The sequence below is a fragment of the Halalkalibacter krulwichiae genome, assembly GCF_002109385.1.
In the GTDB taxonomy this organism is placed as follows: domain Bacteria; phylum Bacillota; class Bacilli; order Bacillales; family Bacillaceae_D; genus Halalkalibacter; species Halalkalibacter krulwichiae.
On the sequence record NZ_CP020814.1, the window covers coordinates 2,413,690 to 2,430,975 of the forward strand.

18 protein-coding genes are annotated in these 17,286 nt (G+C 36.3%); 8 read left to right on the forward strand and 10 right to left on the reverse strand.

Features of this window, described 5'->3' with window-relative positions; all coding sequences use genetic code 11:
* Positions 1-5 precede the first annotated feature (5 nt).
* Together BkAM31D_RS12120 and BkAM31D_RS12125 are read right to left on the reverse strand one after the other, a co-directional pair.
* Positions 6-593, reverse strand: coding sequence for a hypothetical protein (locus BkAM31D_RS12120; protein ID WP_066149468.1), 588 nt, complete (start codon positions 591-593; stop codon positions 6-8).
* A 205-nt stretch (positions 594-798) separates the two neighbouring features.
* On the reverse strand, positions 799-1,599 hold the full coding sequence (locus tag BkAM31D_RS12125) for a S1 family peptidase (protein ID WP_066149471.1): 801 nt from the start codon (positions 1,597-1,599) through the stop codon (positions 799-801).
* A 166-nt stretch (positions 1,600-1,765) separates the two neighbouring features.
* On the opposite strand from BkAM31D_RS12125, the gene BkAM31D_RS12130 reads away from it, so the two are divergent.
* The 4 genes from BkAM31D_RS12130 to BkAM31D_RS24870 all read left to right on the forward strand — a co-directional run bounded on the left by BkAM31D_RS12130 (position 1,766) and on the right by BkAM31D_RS24870 (position 4,458).
* Complete coding sequence (locus BkAM31D_RS12130) at positions 1,766-2,113, forward strand: YojF family protein (RefSeq protein ID WP_066149474.1); 348 nt, start codon at positions 1,766-1,768, stop codon at positions 2,111-2,113.
* A gap of 15 nt (positions 2,114-2,128) precedes the next feature.
* Positions 2,129-2,797, forward strand: a complete 669-nt coding sequence (bshB2, locus tag BkAM31D_RS12135) for a bacillithiol biosynthesis deacetylase BshB2 (RefSeq protein WP_066149477.1) — start codon at positions 2,129-2,131, stop codon at positions 2,795-2,797.
* Positions 2,798-2,921: 124 nt separating this feature from the next.
* The gene (locus BkAM31D_RS12140) at positions 2,922-3,443 is read left to right on the forward strand and encodes a GNAT family N-acetyltransferase (RefSeq protein ID WP_157076735.1); all 522 of its coding nucleotides are present in this window, start codon (positions 2,922-2,924) and stop codon (positions 3,441-3,443) included.
* Between the two features lie 544 nt (positions 3,444-3,987).
* A complete protein-coding gene (locus BkAM31D_RS24870) occupies positions 3,988-4,458 on the forward strand; it encodes a CBO0543 family protein (RefSeq protein WP_066149483.1) in 471 nt (156 codons plus the stop codon).
* Between the two features lie 189 nt (positions 4,459-4,647).
* On the opposite strand, the gene BkAM31D_RS12150 is transcribed toward BkAM31D_RS24870, so the two are convergent.
* Both BkAM31D_RS12150 and BkAM31D_RS12155 read right to left on the reverse strand, forming a co-directional pair.
* On the reverse strand, positions 4,648-5,127 hold the full coding sequence (locus BkAM31D_RS12150; protein WP_066149486.1) for a divergent PAP2 family protein: 480 nt from the start codon (positions 5,125-5,127) through the stop codon (positions 4,648-4,650).
* A 132-nt stretch (positions 5,128-5,259) separates the two neighbouring features.
* Entirely contained in the window at positions 5,260-6,135 is an 876-nt protein-coding gene (locus BkAM31D_RS12155; RefSeq protein WP_066149489.1) for a DUF4349 domain-containing protein, read from the reverse strand.
* 90 nt (positions 6,136-6,225) lie between these two features.
* On the opposite strand from BkAM31D_RS12155, the gene BkAM31D_RS12160 reads away from it, so the two are divergent.
* On the forward strand, positions 6,226-7,764 hold the full coding sequence (locus tag BkAM31D_RS12160) for a hypothetical protein (protein ID WP_066149492.1): 1,539 nt from the start codon (positions 6,226-6,228) through the stop codon (positions 7,762-7,764).
* A gap of 51 nt (positions 7,765-7,815) precedes the next feature.
* Here BkAM31D_RS12160 and BkAM31D_RS12165 read toward each other — a convergent pair whose 3' ends face one another.
* The 3 genes from BkAM31D_RS12165 to recQ form a co-directional block, all read right to left on the reverse strand.
* Positions 7,816-8,148, reverse strand: a complete 333-nt coding sequence (locus tag BkAM31D_RS12165; RefSeq protein ID WP_066149495.1) for an SCP2 sterol-binding domain-containing protein — start codon at positions 8,146-8,148, stop codon at positions 7,816-7,818.
* 310 nt (positions 8,149-8,458) lie between these two features.
* Positions 8,459-9,307, reverse strand: a complete 849-nt coding sequence (locus BkAM31D_RS12170; RefSeq protein ID WP_066149498.1) for a DegV family protein — start codon at positions 9,305-9,307, stop codon at positions 8,459-8,461.
* 107 nt (positions 9,308-9,414) lie between these two features.
* Positions 9,415-11,535 (reverse strand): DNA helicase RecQ, encoded by a 2,121-nt coding sequence (gene recQ, locus BkAM31D_RS12175; protein ID WP_066149501.1) that lies wholly within the window; start codon positions 11,533-11,535, stop codon positions 9,415-9,417.
* A gap of 74 nt (positions 11,536-11,609) precedes the next feature.
* Between recQ and BkAM31D_RS12180 the strand changes: the two genes are divergently transcribed.
* The 3 genes from BkAM31D_RS12180 (at position 11,610) to BkAM31D_RS12190 (ending at position 15,016) form a co-directional block, all read left to right on the forward strand.
* Positions 11,610-11,873, forward strand: coding sequence for a hypothetical protein (locus BkAM31D_RS12180; RefSeq protein WP_157076736.1), 264 nt, complete (start codon positions 11,610-11,612; stop codon positions 11,871-11,873).
* Positions 11,874-12,166: 293 nt separating this feature from the next.
* Positions 12,167-13,759, forward strand: coding sequence for an ABC-F family ATP-binding cassette domain-containing protein (locus BkAM31D_RS12185; protein ID WP_066149508.1), 1,593 nt, complete (start codon positions 12,167-12,169; stop codon positions 13,757-13,759).
* 345 nt (positions 13,760-14,104) lie between these two features.
* Positions 14,105-15,016: a DMT family transporter gene (locus tag BkAM31D_RS12190; protein ID WP_066149512.1), complete on the forward strand. Its 912-nt coding sequence runs from the start codon at positions 14,105-14,107 to the stop codon at positions 15,014-15,016.
* Here the strand turns inward: BkAM31D_RS12190 and BkAM31D_RS12195 are convergent.
* The 3 genes from BkAM31D_RS12195 to odhB form a co-directional block, all read right to left on the reverse strand.
* Positions 15,013-15,615: a DedA family protein gene (locus BkAM31D_RS12195; protein WP_066149514.1), complete on the reverse strand. Its 603-nt coding sequence runs from the start codon at positions 15,613-15,615 to the stop codon at positions 15,013-15,015. The genes BkAM31D_RS12190 and BkAM31D_RS12195 overlap by 4 nt on opposite strands.
* Before the next feature lie 72 nt (positions 15,616-15,687).
* A complete protein-coding gene (locus BkAM31D_RS12200) occupies positions 15,688-15,888 on the reverse strand; it encodes a DUF6501 family protein (protein WP_066149516.1) in 201 nt (66 codons plus the stop codon).
* Positions 15,889-16,036: 148 nt separating this feature from the next.
* The gene (odhB, locus tag BkAM31D_RS12205; RefSeq protein ID WP_066149519.1) at positions 16,037-17,281 is read right to left on the reverse strand and encodes a 2-oxoglutarate dehydrogenase complex dihydrolipoyllysine-residue succinyltransferase; all 1,245 of its coding nucleotides are present in this window, start codon (positions 17,279-17,281) and stop codon (positions 16,037-16,039) included.
* Positions 17,282-17,286: the final 5 nt, after the last annotated feature.

The window sequence follows — 17,286 nt, forward strand, 5'->3', positions numbered from 1 at the left end:
ATAAATTACTTCTTGTCAAACAAAGTCATATTTAAAACTTCATGATGATCTAGATGTGGTTTCATTTGATCTACCGGAAAAATGGGACTGCCTTTCTCGAGTACTAAAAAGGCAAACAATACGACTAATAATGCAATGATTGGATTTTGAAGAAATTGTAAAACACGAGATTTAGTTTGCGAGTAAAACAATCGAATTGTGCATAGTAGCATAACTAAGCTAATCATATATAAAAATTTCAGTATTGTATCTTCTTGACCAACAGGTGACATTACACCTACCATCGCACCCATCATACCGCCCATTAATCCTGCTAGCATACCCTCTATACAAGCTAGTAATTGAGCTGGCAAACCAAGGAAAGCCCCTATCGTCATTCCAATGACAATACTTAAAATGGTTGCTTCAATAAAATTTCCTCTAAATAAAATACCCAGTAAAGTTCCATATAAAACCCCTGCTGCCATTCCACCAGCCATAGTCGTCATCATTGTATTCATTTTCTCTTCTTCACGGTTACAAACAATGACTAGATAGTAGCAAATAAATAACAAAGCCGTCCCAATTAAATATAGAAATAAACCTGTTGACATACTCATCCCCCCTATCCTTTTCTTGTATTATCCTATTTCAATCTATATAGGTTTAGTACAAGATAACAACCTGAAGCTAGGAGTTAGTTTTTGAGTGAATCAACATGTCTAACATTAAGGGGATTAAACTGTGATTCGTGGAGTATTTTGTCTGGCATCAACAGATTTTATAATAAGGGCGCCACACACAATGAGAGTTCCTTTATTACGGGACATGAATCTCCTTTAATTCAGGAAAGACTTCAAGTACACGTTCAATTGGAATGGCAAGTCCTTCACTTTCCTCGCCACTTCTAAGAGAAGGAATCGTTCTTGCATACACTACACCTACAACTTCCCCCTTTTGTGAAAGGACTGGACTGCCACTGTGCCCTGGGAAAATGGCATTCGAAATTTTCAGGACTTGAAAAGGGAATTCATTGTTTAGAATTTCTCCTTCATTGATAATTTGAGTTTGTGTTAATGGATTTCCAATCACATATATTTTTTCACTTTGCTTTGCATCTTCTATTTGAAACCGCAAATACGGGAGGTCTTCTTCACTTTGTACTCGTAATAAGGCAACATCTAAATCCACATCAGACTTCATTACTTCTGCATGTAATATTTCCCCATTTGGAAAGATAGCAGCAATTGGATCCCGACTATCTATAACGTGGTGATTTGTTAATATAAGTCCTTCAGGGTGAATGTTAAAACCAGTCCCTCTACCTCCGTTTCCTTGAATCGTAACAACAGCTTCTTTAAATTCATTTATATTTTCTAACTGGCTTAACTCATCCGATGTTCGAACTAACTCACGATTATCTGATGAATATAAATTGAACCAAATGTTTGCTACTTGTAAAAGGAGAAGAAGAACCAAGCAAATGCCAATTAAACGAAAAAGCCTCTTTTTTGATTTTTTCTTTTTAAAATCTTCTTCTGACTCTTCTTCATCAAATAGAAAGTCTTCTGGAGTTGGGACATACTCTTCTTCTTTGTTATCTTCAGGTTGATCTTTCAATGATTCCCCCTCCTTTACACATGTCTAAACTTCCATATCTTAAGTGTAACAAATATAGACTCTCTTTAATAGAAAGCAAATTGTTATCACTATACGCCTCTTATAATGGTCGAACGAATTAATTTGTTTTATACTAGAGCTACACATATGAAAAAGGAGGAAGTTTATGGAAGTCATTACAATCGATGTTGTCCAAAAGGCCATTAACTCTTTTGTGAATGAAGACATATATTTACATCTTGAAACAACAAATGGCGCGTATGCATCACACTTTGATGAATCGTTTTTTTCAGCAAGTGCGTATATTCGTAATGCGAGAGTTAAGTATGAACATGGCAAAATCATCGGACAAGGTCCCTTCCGAGTCGGACTCAAAATCGAATTAGGCTGGGTTTATGCAGAAGGATTAACACATTTTGAAATCGATGATTTAGGCAGACTGTTATTGGCCGGTCATGGAAATGATGGAAAACTAGGAGTTGCACTGGAAATCAGTAAAACCCCTTTTGAATAGAAAGGAGCTCATGCAATGAATAAAGAACGACACGTTCTCGTTGTCTTTCCACACCCAGATGATGAAGCATTTGGCGTATCCGGAACGCTCGCAATGCATATTGCAAATGGTACCCCAATTACATACGCTTGTTTAACGTTAGGAGAGATGGGACGTAACCTAGGTAATCCCCCATTTGCCACTAGAGAGAGCCTGCCAAAGATTCGCAAAAAAGAATTGCTTAAAGCCGCTGAAGCAATTGGCATTTCAGATTTAAGAATGCTGAGGTTCCGAGATAAAACAATCGAATTTGAAGATGACGAAAAAATGACTCAACTGATTGAATCTTTAATCACGGAACTAAATCCGTCTCTTGTCATTAGCTTTTATCCTGGTCACTCTGTGCATCCAGATCATGAAGCAACAGCTCGAGCCGTTGTTCGTGCAATTCAACGTATGCACAAAGACGACCGCCCGAATTTGCACTGTGTCGCTTTCTCGAATAATCATGAACAAGAAATCGGACCAGCCGATATCATGATAAATATAGAACCATTTGCCGAGCAAAAGAAAAATGCAATTAGGGCACACCTTTCTCAAACGGCTTGGATGTTAGAAGAAATGGAGCCCAAGTGGAAAGCTGGTGATAAAATTGCCATGGAATGGCTTCATACAGAACGTTTCTGGACTTATCGTTTCACCTAATCAAAAGCTTTCTCGAAAAGTTAAATTGACTTTTCGAGAGGCTTTTTTTCAATTCCTTGCACAATAATAGGTATTCATCTATAATATATGATTTATGAAATGGTTTAAGAGAGGAGTGATCAAAGTGCTTTTAACAAGACTTGGGGCTGATTCTATTAAAAAGGACCCAGAGGAGTTAGAGCAAAATTTAGAAGAACTAGAATTTCAAGTATTTCGAATGCAAGAAAACATGAAAGAAATCGCCAAAAGATGGCAAATTCTAGGGATTGAACAAACTATAAAAGAAAAATGGGTGATTGTGTCCATTGTAGATGACGGCCATGTCTGTAAAATCATGCTAAATGACTGCGAGTCTGCATTCCGCGGAAGCTGGGACTACTCCATTCAGGCAAAATATGAAAACCAATCAACGATTTTCATAGGCGACATTAAAGGCGAAGAAAATAAAGGCTACGGCTCGATCTGCATGGATTATTTGAAAGAGCATGCACAAGAACAAAACGTCCAATACATCAAAGGCGACCTCGCCAAACGTGACTTTGACCATCTTGACAGACTCATCCATTTTTATGAAAAGCATGATTTTGATGTTGAGGTTGATTATGAAGATCAATCCGGTGAGATTATTTGGAATTCACGTTATTAATGAAATGATTTAAAAGGGTCATATTCGACCTCTTGGGTCATACATGCAAGTAATCAAATTACAAACTAGATAAAAAATTAGCTAAAGCTTTTATCTAGTAAATCGCGGCTTTTTTTATAGTTAAAGTAGCCTGTCCATAAATACCAAAAGTTGTTCGAATGTCTTTATGTCAAAGTCTCTTGAACGAACAACTTTTGGGTTAATACGCTTGTTAAGTAAATAAGTTTTGCGTATGTCCCAAACCGTAAAACTTATGCGCCATTTCAGATTAATTTCCTATTTAAGTTATAGCCTTAAACTTTTCATCATTATTACCATGCCCACCCCAACACCGCTAGAAAACTCTTGTTTCTCCATAGCTCCTTGCGATTAACTGTGAATCATTTGCTTTATTTTATGACAATTGATCATCTGTTATATCCTATTTAACCTTCCAACACAGTAAAATTTCACCTTAAAAGCCCATGTATTTTGATTTCAGATTATCCAATGAATAATTCTCCCTCTTCAGTTGATAATACAATGAGAATAGGAGGAATTACTTATGATTGAACGCTCCATAATTAGATTCGGTTTTATTTTCGGTATTATATCGATAATTACTTTATTTAAAAAGCCATCGGTTAAAATTTGGTTTCCTTTATATATAATTAACTGTATTGTAAATTACATATTTGACAAAATTCTAGTGGAAACAAAACAAGTAGAATATCCAATAAGGTTCATGCCAAAAACGTTCAAAATAAATGTAGTTTACTTAGTCTGCCCTTTCTTATCAATTTGGTATTGTCAATCAACATATAACTCTAGACTAACTGGATTAATAAGTAAGCTTATACTTTTCGCTACTCCTCAAGCCATTTATGAAATTTTACTTGAGAGGAAAACAGATACACTTAAATTCAAAGGTAGTTGGAAATGGTTGTACTCATTCTTCCTAGTTTTTGTAGTGAAAATTATTTCTAGAGGCTTACTCGAAGTAATTAAAAAATCTCCAACCAGTAAAAGTACTTAATTCAAGCGCTTGATGTCAACCTTTTGAAAGCTTCTACAAATTAAAGTAGTCATGATGAAAAAACTCATGTTAAAATGTTGAATTTTAGTCAATTCGGGAAATTGCCCATCTGAGATTATTTGGAATGATTCAAAAGGTCATATCGACCTCTTGGATCATTTTTTTGTCATGCTTTAGAGGAGTTGGTTGTCAAAATAATTTAATTCTTTTTTTGGGGGTAAGTAAATGACTGACAGTTCCTGTGATTAATCCGAGAATAGCTCCACCTAACACTTCTTCAGGTAAGTGTCCCAACCTCTCACGCAGTTTATCCGTGCGTGCTTTGCTCATTATTTGATCTTTGTGCAGACCAGTTAATTCCTCAAGCTCAAGGTCCATCTCATTTACTTTTATTGTTAATTCTCCTGTTTGCCTTCTTATTCCTTGAGCATCGTACATAACAATTAACCCGAAAACAGTTGATAATGCAAAGTCAACTGAAGAAATGCCCCTTTCTAATGCCACAAAAGTAGCTAGGGCTGTAACACCTGCTGAGTGTGAGCTAGGCATACCTCCAGTTTCAACCAGAAGCTTTGGCTCCCACTCCCCTGTTTGTGCCTTATTTATTGGAATCTTCAACACTTGTGCAATTCCGATTGTGGCTAATGCTGTTATCATTGGACGATTCATCAATCTCACCTCTCCCTTATCGTGTGAAGACGTAATAAGAAGTATTCATAATGCTTTATTTCAAAAATTAGAAAAAGCTGATGCAAAAGGGAATTTTTGTTGCAGCAGCTTTCTTTATTCATTCTTCTTTTCTTACTTATTTCTTTTTCTTTTGTATAAGAATAGAATCGTTAAAACGAATAGCAAAAGAAAGACTGGACTAAGACCAATCAAAAAGACAACTGCATTTGAAGAAAAGCTAATGAACCCATTTATTGTTTGAATGAAAAGTTTTTTTGACCTTTCCCAAGTGTTAAGATGATTTCCTTGTATACGAGCCGAGAGCTTATCTTCACGTATGGAAATCGTAAGTGTCGAGAATTCAACTTGATTTTCAATATATTGCTTCCTTCCTACTAACTGTTCTATTTCTTCTTGAACTCTCGCTAATTCATTTGAAATATTCAATAAATCCTCTGTATTATTAGCTGATTCCATAAATCCAAGTAGTCTTTCTTCCACTACGTGTTTCGATTTTAACCTTGATTCTATATCAACATATTCTTCTGTTACATCCATTCCATTTGTTTGCTGCTCAAGAACCTTCCACTTATCTTCTAATTGCGTAAGCATTGGTTGAAATTCTGTTTTCGGTACCCGAACATCGAGTGTCCCTATGAGGTCACCACTATCCATTTCTTGATGAGAGGAGTGTATAATATAGCCCCCCATTTTTTCAACATTTTTTTCTATTTCGTTCTTAGCGTGCCAATAATCTTGAACTTCAACTAACACATTGCCTTGATACGTGACCATACGATCTTCCGAATTACTGTTTTCAGTCCTTAAAATCGTTTCTGATTCAAAAACTTCGTGCTCTTCTGAGCTAATGGAATGATCTAATGTAGCTAAATCTGGTTCAGCAAAAAATTCAGGGCTTGTTGATTTTCCTTGGTTACTGCATCCCCCAACGACAAATACTATTGCTATTGTTATTGTAACCAAAATGAGTTTCCACCAAATACGCATTGATCTCACCTCTATTTTTTAATGAGACGTTTTCACAAACTAAATGGTTACATGATACGTACTTTATTCTAACTACTGGAGTGAAATAAATTGGAGATTGTTGAACAAGTTACCCATTTACAAGTCATTAATCAGTTTTGGATTCTATTGTTTTTTCTTGTTCCAATGGTATTAATTTCTCGAACAATTGTTGCCGGAACGAGATTCTCACCTGTACTAATCATTGTTATATTTGGATTATTACTCGGTTTTATCTTAGTTTCTGTAGGCATCGCTTCCCCTGGCTTACTCGAGTTTCCATTTGTTGACCTTATGTCTAGAACAACCATTATTGCCTTAATCGTCTCCTTCTTCGTTGGAGGACAAGAGCTACGAAAGATTTTAGGCAACATTGAGCTTGAAGTTGATGATATTGTTGTACCTTCAGATGAGGAAACGTTATTAGGGACGAGTCGTACTCAATTAATTTTTATCATTAGAGCCTTTTTCCTACTACTTGGAATTGAAGGCTTTACTCGGATGATCTTACAAGGTCAGAATGCAGATGGCCTTGCCAATTACAACCCCCTAATTGCTTACATCGGTATCGTATTAGCAATTATCTTAATTGATAATCGCGCGCAAATAAAAGATAAACATCTCTATATACGAAAAGGTCTTATAGAGCTTGGTTTAATTATTATCATCTTACTAGTTTCCTTTTATATTGCTGAGTGGTTTCAGTCAATCATTGCACTTCCACAAATCTTCTTTGCAATGATGATCTCTGCAGCTTTAGGAGCTATTTTTCACCAATGGACTTTTGGCCCAACAGTCCGTTCCCTTCTTTTTGCTGGAATACCAGTGGTATTAGCTGCAAACTTTATGGTAGGTGGGTCCCGAATTGGAGATGCATTTACTATTGAAGGAATGAACTCGGTTCTCTTTTACGGTTTCTTCGGTCAATTGTTCTGGATGTTTGGCGGTATTTCTTTAGTTATGTTATTCGCAAAGACGACTCACACACGCAACTTAGCGCCAGGTATGGCAGGTTCATTATCTCATTCTGGTTTAACAGGTGCTTGTACAGCTGGTGACTTTGGTCAAGTAGCAGCAAAGCGAGCACCGATCATGATTAACATCCCGTTCTTTGGACATATTTTTGTATTTTCAATCTTAGCTATTAGTGCAGAAAGAGGATCTTTGTGGGTCGTTCCAACAGTGGTTCTCGTTCTAATTGGAATCGCTTTAACGGGATTATCACTTTTTCACTTAAGAAAAGCTGAAAACGAGGATAGGAAAGAAGTAAAAGCACTTATGCAATTTTCATTTGGATGGCAGATTTGTGCCGTTTTTGGGGGACTAGCGCTGTTAAGTTTAAGCCAAATGTCTTTTGATTATTCCGCTATGGCTCAAACATCAGCCATTTCTCACTTCGGTCTTTTTGCTGCAATACAAGGTGGGATGTTTGGAACAGATGCTGCATTGCTTATCCCTTTTATTTTCTCAATGCCATTTCTAGTCCATCCACTTGTGTTTTATATGTTTGGGAAAGCAATGGAATTAGACGGAGAAATGCCTAAGAAGCCTGTATACACGTTGGCCATAATTGGTGTTGTAGGGATCGCTTATGCTATTTTTCTAACGTAGTCTCATTAACAGGGGAGGCAATCAACTAACTTAGCCTCCCTTTTTGATTTATTATACCGATTGATAGCTTTTGACAATTTCTTGCAGTTTCAAGGCTAAACCTACTTTACCATCTACCTTTAATTGGCCAGTCATAAAAGCCATCGTTGCATTTAAATCATTATTTAACAATTTTGATAAATGTTTTCTAGAAAGCTTCAAAGAAACATCAGCTTGATTTGGAGTACCTTCATGAATAAGGGCTTTGCCCTCTTTTAATTGAATTTGAAAGAAGTCTCCTTCCGTTAATTCTAATTGAAAAATACGATCCTTCTCAGCTTGAATATGTTCTGGATTTGCATTTACCCTTGTAATAAATTGATTTAATTCAGTTATACTACTCACCTTTCCCACCTCCTTCTCACACTTCTTTCTATATCAAGTTATTCGCTAATGATGTAAGCGATTCCTTTTTTGTTGATGTATAACATTTGCAAGGTAAGCAATAGTAAAATAGACAGGAGGTATAAACTTTTTATGGAAACAATGAGACTACTTCAGTACATTTGTTCAATTCTAGGTACAGGATGTTTAGTTTTCACTTATATTCAAATGGCTAAAAAAAACAAACGTGAGAAAGGGTGATTCTCCCTTTCTAATAAAAAGAGCTGAATTAGAGGTCCCTCCCTCTAATTCAGCTCTTTTTCAACTGCTATTAGCTTTCATCTGTATAGTACATTAACGCGATCGCCCCAGGACCAGTATGTGTACTAATAACCGGAGATGTCTCCGTAATTGTCACAGGGATAGAGTTAATTTGTTGTAACGCATCTTTTAACTTATTCGCTAAAGCATCCGCTTCAACTTGAGCAATACCAATCGCTTTCACCTTTAATCCCTTTGTCTCCTCAATAAATTGCTTCTTATAATATTCAATTGCTTGCATATGTGTACGCACCTTGGTAACAGGAGTATATACCCCATCTGCTAAAGAAGCGATTGGCTTAATACGAAGGAGAGATCCTAACATTGCTTTCCCTCGGCCAATTCGTCCACCTTTTGCTAAATACTCTAATGTATCGACCATAATATAAAGGGACGAGTGTTTTCTTATCTCTTCAAGACGGTCGACGATTTCTTCTAGACTTCGACCTTCTAGAGCCATTTCAGCTGCCTCAATGACTTGAAATCCTAAAGCATGAGAGATATATTTAGAATTAATAACAGTGATTTGGTCACCTACTAAATCAGCACCCGCTTTTGCTGAATTAACAGTCCCACTCATTCCCTCTGTTAAATGGATGGAGATAATATGGCTCGTACCAGGTTCTGCTAACAATTTTCGATAGGTTGCTTCAAATGAACCAGCAGAAGGTTGTGAACTTTTAGGTAATTCGTCAGAAGAAGTAAGCAACTTTACAAATTCTTTTTTTGTAATGTCTACTCCATCTAGATACGTTTGTCCTCCAACGGAGATGGACAATGGAACTACTTCTATTTTGTATTTCTTTATTAATTCATCTGATAAATCACATGTTGAATCGGTTACAATTTTTATTGTCATACACTACATTCCCCTTTTAAAATTAAATCCAAATTCTCTAAAACCCTTTCCATAGCAATAACTTGTTTTATCATACCACAGTTTAAATTGATGGTGATATTGAAAAGCTACTTACCTAATGTAAAACGAATGTCTAAATACGTAATATGATCAGGTAATGCCTCCTTAATTGGCTTTAGTCGTTCGCTCCCTATCTGTTCTACAACTTCAAGTATAAGCTTACGAGCTTCCTCTTCTACATATTGTTCAAGAATAAGTTCAAATCCCTCTTCTTGGGCTTTTAATAAATGCTTTATAATGGTTTGCTCTGTCAAGGATAATGTTTTAGCTAACTGTTCTACACTTTCTCCTTTCTGAAAATGCTTTGCCGTTTCCAAGTATTGACCAGCTTTTCTTTTGTTCCCAAGTGAGGGCTTTGATGATGATGATTGCTGATCGATTTGTGGCTTTTTGTCTTTAAAAATAGCAAGTAAATTTAAAAAGGCTTGTCCATATTTTTCTTGTTTTTGTTCACCAACCCCAGAAATATTTGAAAATTCCTCATTCGTTAATGGGATATAACGACTCATTTCTCGTAATGTTTTATCTGAAAAGACCATATAAGGTGGGATGTTATTCTCTGAAGAAAGCTGCTTACGTAAGTCACGTAGTGCCTCAAACACATCATCTTGTTGATCTGGCTCAACTTCAGTCATCGTTTCCATTACAAAAACGTGTTGCTCTCCTAACAATACTTGTATCGCTTTTTCTGTAAGCTGTATTGTTGGATAACTAGTTCCCACGAGTAATAAATAACCTTCTGCTAGTAACAAATCTATAAATTCTGCAACGTTCTTTTGTGATAAATGACTTAACAATCCGTAAGTTGTGGTCGTTGTTAAATTCATCTGTTTTATTTTTTGGTTATTCGATCCAACTAAGATCTGTGCAATGATCGTCTTTCCAAATCGTTCTCTTGTTCTTTTCACTGTAGAGAAAACCATTTGAGCCTCTTTTGTTTTATCGATCTTCTCACCTGTTTGTAGACAATTCGAACATTTTCCACATGTCTTATCCGTGTCGTCACCAAAGTAATGTAAGATATACTGCTGCAAGCAACGTTCAGTATGACAAAGAGCAGTCATTTGCTGAAGTTTCTTATACTCCATTTCTTGGCGCGTTTCATTTCGGTTAGATTGTTCTATAAGAAATGTTTGAGTTCTGACATCTTGAGGACTAAATAGGAGAATACATTCACTTTCTTCACCATCACGGCCGGCCCGTCCTGCTTCTTGATAATATGCTTCAATAGTACGAGGGATATTGTAATGAAGCACATATCGTACGTTCGATTTATCAATCCCCATTCCAAAAGCATTTGTCGCAACAATGATTTTAATCTCATCATGAATAAATGCTTCTTGACTTCTTGACCGTTCTACTTCACTCATTCCGCCATGGTAAGCCGCAACGTCCAATCCTTGCTCTTTTAATTGTTGATAAATTTGCTCAACTTCCTTACGTGTTGAAGCATAAATGATTCCTGAATCTTTATTTTTTTTCGAGATGTAGGTATTAATAAATTGCTTTTTATTAATACCTTTCCTCACTTTGAACGTTAAGTTTGCTCTTTCAAATCCTGTTTTAACAACTTGCTCCTTATTGATTTGTAAATATTCTTGTAAATCTTGGCATACTTGTTCAGTTGCTGTTGCTGTTAAGGCAAGAACCGTTGGGCTTTGTTTTAGTTCCTGTAACCAACTGGTTATGGATAGGTAACTCGGGCGAAAATCATGTCCCCACTGTGACATACAGTGTGCTTCGTCAATTGCCACCAGAGAAATGTTCACTGAATTGATAAGTTGTTTAAATTGCATTTGATCAAGTCGTTCAGGTGCAACATAAATTAACTTATATTCTCCTTCTCGTATTTTAGTTTGTCTCTTTCGTTCTTCTTCTACACTAAGCGTACTATTTAAATAAGTAGCAGGAATATTCAACTCCATTAATGCATCAACCTGATCTTTCATCAATGAAATCAAAGGTGAAATAACAAGTGTAACACCTGGATTCACTAATGCTGGAACCTGGTAACAGAGCGACTTGCCACCACCAGTTGGCATGATACCAATTGTATCTTTCCCCTGAAGTACTAACTGGATGATGTTTAATTGTCCTTCTCTAAAAGAATGATATCCATATATTGAACGAAGCTTTTCTTGTGCTTGTTCAAGCAAATTCATACTCATTCCTACTCCCCCTTCTTGAATTGATACAGCAGGTCTTGGATAACTTATAAATAAAATTTAATTGAGGTGATATTATGAATATGACGTTAAAACAAAAGAACACGATTTGTTTAGTAATTGTTTCACTCATTATGTTAGCACCAATATTTATTACAATGTTTACTGATGTAAGATTTAATTCCGCGATTAGGATATTTCCACTGGATTTTTCCTTATATTTTGCCGTTTTATTAGGAGCCATTATTGTAAATTACTCCATGAGGTCGACAAAATTGTTAACAGTAACAATGCTAGCAACTGTTGGCGGACTAGCTGTCTATTTTTTTTGGTTCATCTAATTAAATGTCCATCGTAACATGTTCTCTATAGACGGTCGAGCTTTTTCACATGTTTGCAATAGCATCTTAACTATTAATTTGTTGCCCTTAGATCAACATAAATTTAGTTTAAAAAGTTCTTCTGAACAGACCACTTTTTAATATAACTATTTTTCTTCAATGGTTCGACGACAATTTGAAGGAAAATAGCTTAGAAAAAAGAAAAGAATGAAAAAAAGGTTAGAAAACTAGCCCCAATGTCCACAATGATGGTATAATTCATTCGATTATGGACTTTGGAGGCATACATATATATGATTACTGTTACGAGTGTCGGTTTACAATATGGCGACCGCAAATTATTCGAAGATGTTAACATTAAATTTACCCCTGGTAATTGCTATGGATTAATAGGTGCAAATGGGGCTGGTAAATCAACGTTTCTAAAGATTTTATCAGGAGAAATTGATCCTCAGCAAGGTGATGTGCATATGAAGCCAGGGCAAAGACTGGCCGTATTAAAGCAGAATCACTTTGAATACGAAGAGGAAGAAGTTTTAACAACCGTTATTATGGGGCATACTCGTCTTTTTCAAGTCATGCAAGAAAAGGATGCTATCTACATGAAGGAAGAGTTCTCCGATGAAGATGGCATTAAAGCAGCTGAATTAGAAGGTGAATTTGCTGAATTAAACGGTTGGGAAGCAGAGTCCGAAGCTGCTATTCTTTTAAAAGGTTTAGGCATTCCTGAAGAACTTCACACGAAAAAAATGGCTGATTTAGCGGGTGCAGAAAAAGTCAAAGTGTTGCTTGCTCAAGCTTTATTTGGAGAACCTGACGTTCTTTTACTAGATGAGCCTACCAACCACTTAGATATTAAAGCAATCGAGTGGTTAGAAGAATTCTTAATTAACTTTGAAAATACAGTTATTGTTGTCTCTCATGATCGTCATTTCTTGAACAAAGTGTGTACTCATATTGCAGACTTAGATTTTGGTAAAATTCAAATCTATGTTGGGAACTACGACTTCTGGTATGAATCAAGCCAGTTAGCTCAAAAAATGGCCCAAGACCAAAACAAGAAAAAAGAAGAGAAAATTAAAGAGTTGCAAGCTTTTATTGCTCGCTTTAGCGCAAATGCATCTAAATCAAAGCAAGCTACTTCTCGTAAGAAGTTACTTGATAAGATTGAGATTGATGACATTAAGCCTTCATCAAGAAAGTATCCTTATGTTCACTTTTCTCCTGAACGTGAAATCGGAAATGATGTCCTCCGTGTAGAAGGCATTTCAAAAACGATTGATGGAGAAAAAGTTCTAAACAATGTTAGCTTTGTAATGAATAAAGAAGATAAAATTTCCTTAGTTGGTGACAATGAGATTGCGAAAACAACATTATTTAAGATTTTAACTGGGGAAATGGAACCAGACAGTGGAACTTTCAAGTGGGGAATCACCACATCTCAAGCATACTTCCCTAAAGACAACTCCGAGTTTTTTGAGGGTTGTGATTTAAACCTAATAGATTGGTTACGTCAGTACTCTCCTCAAGATGACAGTGACACGTTTTTACGTGGATTCCTTGGGCGCATGCTTTTCTCTGGAGAAGAAGTAAAGAAAAAAGCGAACGTCCTTTCTGGAGGGGAAAAAGTTCGCTGTATGCTTTCTAAAATGATGTTAAGTGGTGCAAATGTTCTCCTTCTTGATGAACCAACAAACCACCTTGACTTAGAATCGATTACAGCTGTCAATAATGGCCTTATTAATTACAAAGGTGCAATGATCTTTACATCACATGATCACCAATTTAATGAGACAATTGCCAATCGCGTTATTGAAATTACCGCTGATGGAGTCATTGATAAGCAAATGAGCTTTAATGAATTTTTACAAACGACCAAGAAATAAATCCTCTTATTAACTGAGGCTGGGACATAACGAAAGTGTTTTATCGAAAATACGAACCATGACAACCTTTGTGTAGGAAATATACGCATGACTCCTGCTGATGATCAAAAGGCAAGGGTGAGCCCCACAGTGCGTGCGTTAGCACGAGCAAGCTCTCAACCGCCCGCAGAAAGAGGAGTATATTTAGAGCGGATGCTACGCTATTACGGTCGAATTGGTCGTCAATCAAAACTCTTTTGTCCCGGTCTCTTTTTTATTCACCTAACACCATTATAAATATGGTAGTAGAATAAACATGATATAGTTATTGGTTAGTGTATGAACTAAATAGTGAGGGTGGTCAATATGACTGTTCGGACAGCTTACTTGTTAGCAGCCTTAGGAGCTGCTTGTTGGGGCTTAATTGGGCTTTTTGTTCAGAATTTGTATAGTTTTGGATTGACCCCATGGGATGTTGTTGCGATTCGATCCATTTTCGCCGCTGTGATATTATTGATCTACATGCTTCTTGTAAAGAGACAACAACTCAAAATAAAAGTCAATCACCTTCCGCTTTTTATTGGTTCTGGAATTGTGAGTATTGTTTTTTTTAACTGGTGCTTTTTTACCGTAATGGAAGATGCTTCACTCTCATTGGCAGTTGTCTTGTTATATACGGGACCTTTATTTGTAACGATTTTATCAAGAATGTTGTTTAAAGAGCTTATCACTTTTAAAAAGATGTTAGCCATTCTTACGACATTAGCTGGCTGTGCGTTTGTCGTTGGTTTTTTGCCTTCTGCTAACACATTTATAACAGTATCAACTCTTTTAATTGGGTTAAGTTCAGGCTTCTTTTACGCACTTTACAGTATTTTCGCTAAATTAAGTAGCCGTTATTACGGTGCATTAACGATTACAGCATATACGTATTTTTGTGCTGCCTTATTTATGGTCTTCACTAGTGACTTCACTTACAATCTTTCTATTTTTCTCTCTTGGAGTGTCCTACTAAATAGTTTAGCTCTCGCTATAATTCCAACGATTATTGCGTTTCTGCTTTATACAAAAGGTTTAAGTTACATAGAATCAAGTCGTGCTTCGATTCTCTCGACAATTGAACCTGTTGTAGCTATTTATATAGGATTCATCGTATTTCAAGATGTTCTTACTCTGTGGCAATGGTTCGGGGTTATTCTTGTGATTGCATCAATTATTCTTGCTACTTCAACAAATAAAAAAGAAAATAAAAAAACAACGTCAGCTCATGCTTCTTAAAGCATTCGTCTCTGACGTTGTTTTCTTCTTTTTAACAATTGTAATGCGACCACTATCACAACAATCGCCACCAAACTATAGATCAAGTTCTGGACAAAACTAGTCCAGTCGGTAATGGACCTTCCATAATAAAATCCAATAAAAAAATAAATAGAAAGCCAAATGAAGGCAGAACTAAAGCTTATAATCGCAAAAAATCGATACGTAATACCTGACATTCCAATACTAAAAGGCACAGCATGACGAATAAATGGAAAGTAATAACTAAAACTAGCTGCCTTTAACCCATATTGATCTAGTAATTCTCTCCCTTTTTCAGCTCTAGAATACCAGATTGATTGTTTATTTTTATCTAGATTCGTAGAACTGTAAACTGCCTGACCAATGATATAAAGTAACGTTCCATGTAAAACAATGCTACTATACAAAACTAAAAATGTTGGAATTGGGTCTAATAATTTTGTAGTAGCCAATAATCCGCCACTCATTAAAAGTACTTCATTGGGCACCGGAAAGAAAAACAAACCAATTGCGACAATAAAGAATAAGGCAATGTACCCATATTGTCTAATAAAGTCTACAAAGATAAGTAGATCCACTTATTTTCCTCCCTTCAAATTAGAGGTTTCGTAGTTGATCTATTGTAAAAAATAAGACAGCATACTGCTGTCTTAACCTTTGAAATAATCTTTATAATAGCCACCGATTTTACCAGTGTTATCAATCACAAAATAAAATTCCTCGGTTTCATTTTTTAATTCATATGATTTTCCAGCTGTTAATGCGCGATTTACTAAGTACTTCTTTGCATCCGTGTGAATACACTCAACGGTGCGGAGTGTTTCACGCTCTGTCCACGTTTGATGAATCAAAACTTTCAGCTCACTTTCTAAAATAGATGTATAATTTCATTATAAAGACATTTCCTTAATTTGCAAACATTATCCCATCACGTAACGCAATTGTCATTTATATAGAAAAGAGACTAACGCAATTGTTAGTCTCTTCATTCTAATTAAATTAACCTTCTAACAAAAGATTTTCAGGATCTTCCAATAAATTCTTTACCGTCACTAAGAATCCAACAGCTTCTTTTCCATCAACAATACGATGGTCGTAAGAAAGTGCAATATACATCATTGGACGATTTTCAAAGCGCTCTTGATCAATTGCTACTGGACGCCATTGAATCTTATGCATTCCAAGAATTCCTACTTGAGGAGCATTCAAGATTGGAGTTGACATTAATGATCCGAACACTCCACCATTTGTAATCGTAAATGTTCCACCTTGCAGATCAGAGATTGATAATTTATTATCACGAGCTTTTTTACCCAATTCTCCAATTCCACGTTCAATACCAGCAAAACTTAGACGATCAGCATCACGTAATACTGGAACTACTAACCCTTCATCTGTTGAAACGGCACAACCAATATCATAGTACTTCTTAATTAGAAGTTCGTCGCCTTGAATTTCAGCATTTAATAACGGATATTCTTTTAAAGCAGCAACTACTGCTTTAGTGAAGAATGACATAAAACCAAGCTTCACACCATTTTTATCAACAAATGCATCTTTACGACGACTACGAACGTCCATAACTGCTGTCATATCAACTTCATTAAATGTTGTAAGCATAGCAGCTGTTTGCTGAGACTCAACAAGACGCTTGGCAATCGTTTGACGACGACGAGACATTTTCACACGTTCTACAGGCTTAGTTGGATCATCTGAAGTAACAGATGCTGCTGGAGCCTTTTTAGCTGGTGCTGGAGTAGAAGCAGCTGGTGCTGCATTATGTGATTCTACATCTTGCTTGCGTACTCGACCAAGTGGATCTTGAGTAGAGACTGCTTGTAAATCAATTCCTTTTTCGCGTGCTAATTTCCTAGCAGCTGGTGAAGCAAGTAGACGGCCAGCTTGAGGCGCTTCTTCTTTTTGTGGAGCAGGAACTGTTTCTTTTACTTCTTCCTTTTCAGGAGCTGGTGCAGCTGCTTCAGCAGGTGCGGCACCTTCATTTGCACTTGCACCTTCATCGATAACAGCAATTACTTCTCCAACTTCTACTGTATCGCCTGGCTCTCTTTTGAATTCTTTGATAACACCTGAATGTTCTGCAACAATCTCAACATTTACTTTGTCAGTTTCTAACTCAGCAATATATTCACCCTGGTTAACATGTTCTCCAACTTCTTTTAACCACTGAGCAATCGTTCCTTCTGTAATCGACTCTGCTAGTTCTGGTACTTTAATTTCAATCACGGAAA

Bases quoted from the DNA above. Each gene is read 5' to 3' on its own strand.
- BkAM31D_RS12120 (WP_066149468.1), bottom strand. From the start codon at position 593: ATGTCAACAGGTTTATTTCTATATTTAATTGGGACGGCTTTGTTATTT.
- BkAM31D_RS12130 (WP_066149474.1), top strand. From the start codon at position 1,766: ATGGAAGTCATTACAATCGATGTTGTCCAAAAGGCCATTAACTCTTTT.
- bshB2 (WP_066149477.1), top strand. From the start codon at position 2,129: ATGAATAAAGAACGACACGTTCTCGTTGTCTTTCCACACCCAGATGAT.
- BkAM31D_RS24870 (WP_066149483.1), top strand. From the start codon at position 3,988: ATGATTGAACGCTCCATAATTAGATTCGGTTTTATTTTCGGTATTATA.
- BkAM31D_RS12150 (WP_066149486.1), bottom strand. From the start codon at position 5,127: ATGAATCGTCCAATGATAACAGCATTAGCCACAATCGGAATTGCACAA.
- BkAM31D_RS12155 (WP_066149489.1), bottom strand. From the start codon at position 6,135: ATGCGTATTTGGTGGAAACTCATTTTGGTTACAATAACAATAGCAATA.
- BkAM31D_RS12170 (WP_066149498.1), bottom strand. From the start codon at position 9,307: ATGACAATAAAAATTGTAACCGATTCAACATGTGATTTATCAGATGAA.
- recQ (WP_066149501.1), bottom strand. From the start codon at position 11,535: ATGAGTATGAATTTGCTTGAACAAGCACAAGAAAAGCTTCGTTCAATA.
- BkAM31D_RS12180 (WP_157076736.1), top strand. From the start codon at position 11,610: ATGAATATGACGTTAAAACAAAAGAACACGATTTGTTTAGTAATTGTT.
- BkAM31D_RS12185 (WP_066149508.1), top strand. From the start codon at position 12,167: ATGATTACTGTTACGAGTGTCGGTTTACAATATGGCGACCGCAAATTA.
- BkAM31D_RS12190 (WP_066149512.1), top strand. From the start codon at position 14,105: ATGACTGTTCGGACAGCTTACTTGTTAGCAGCCTTAGGAGCTGCTTGT.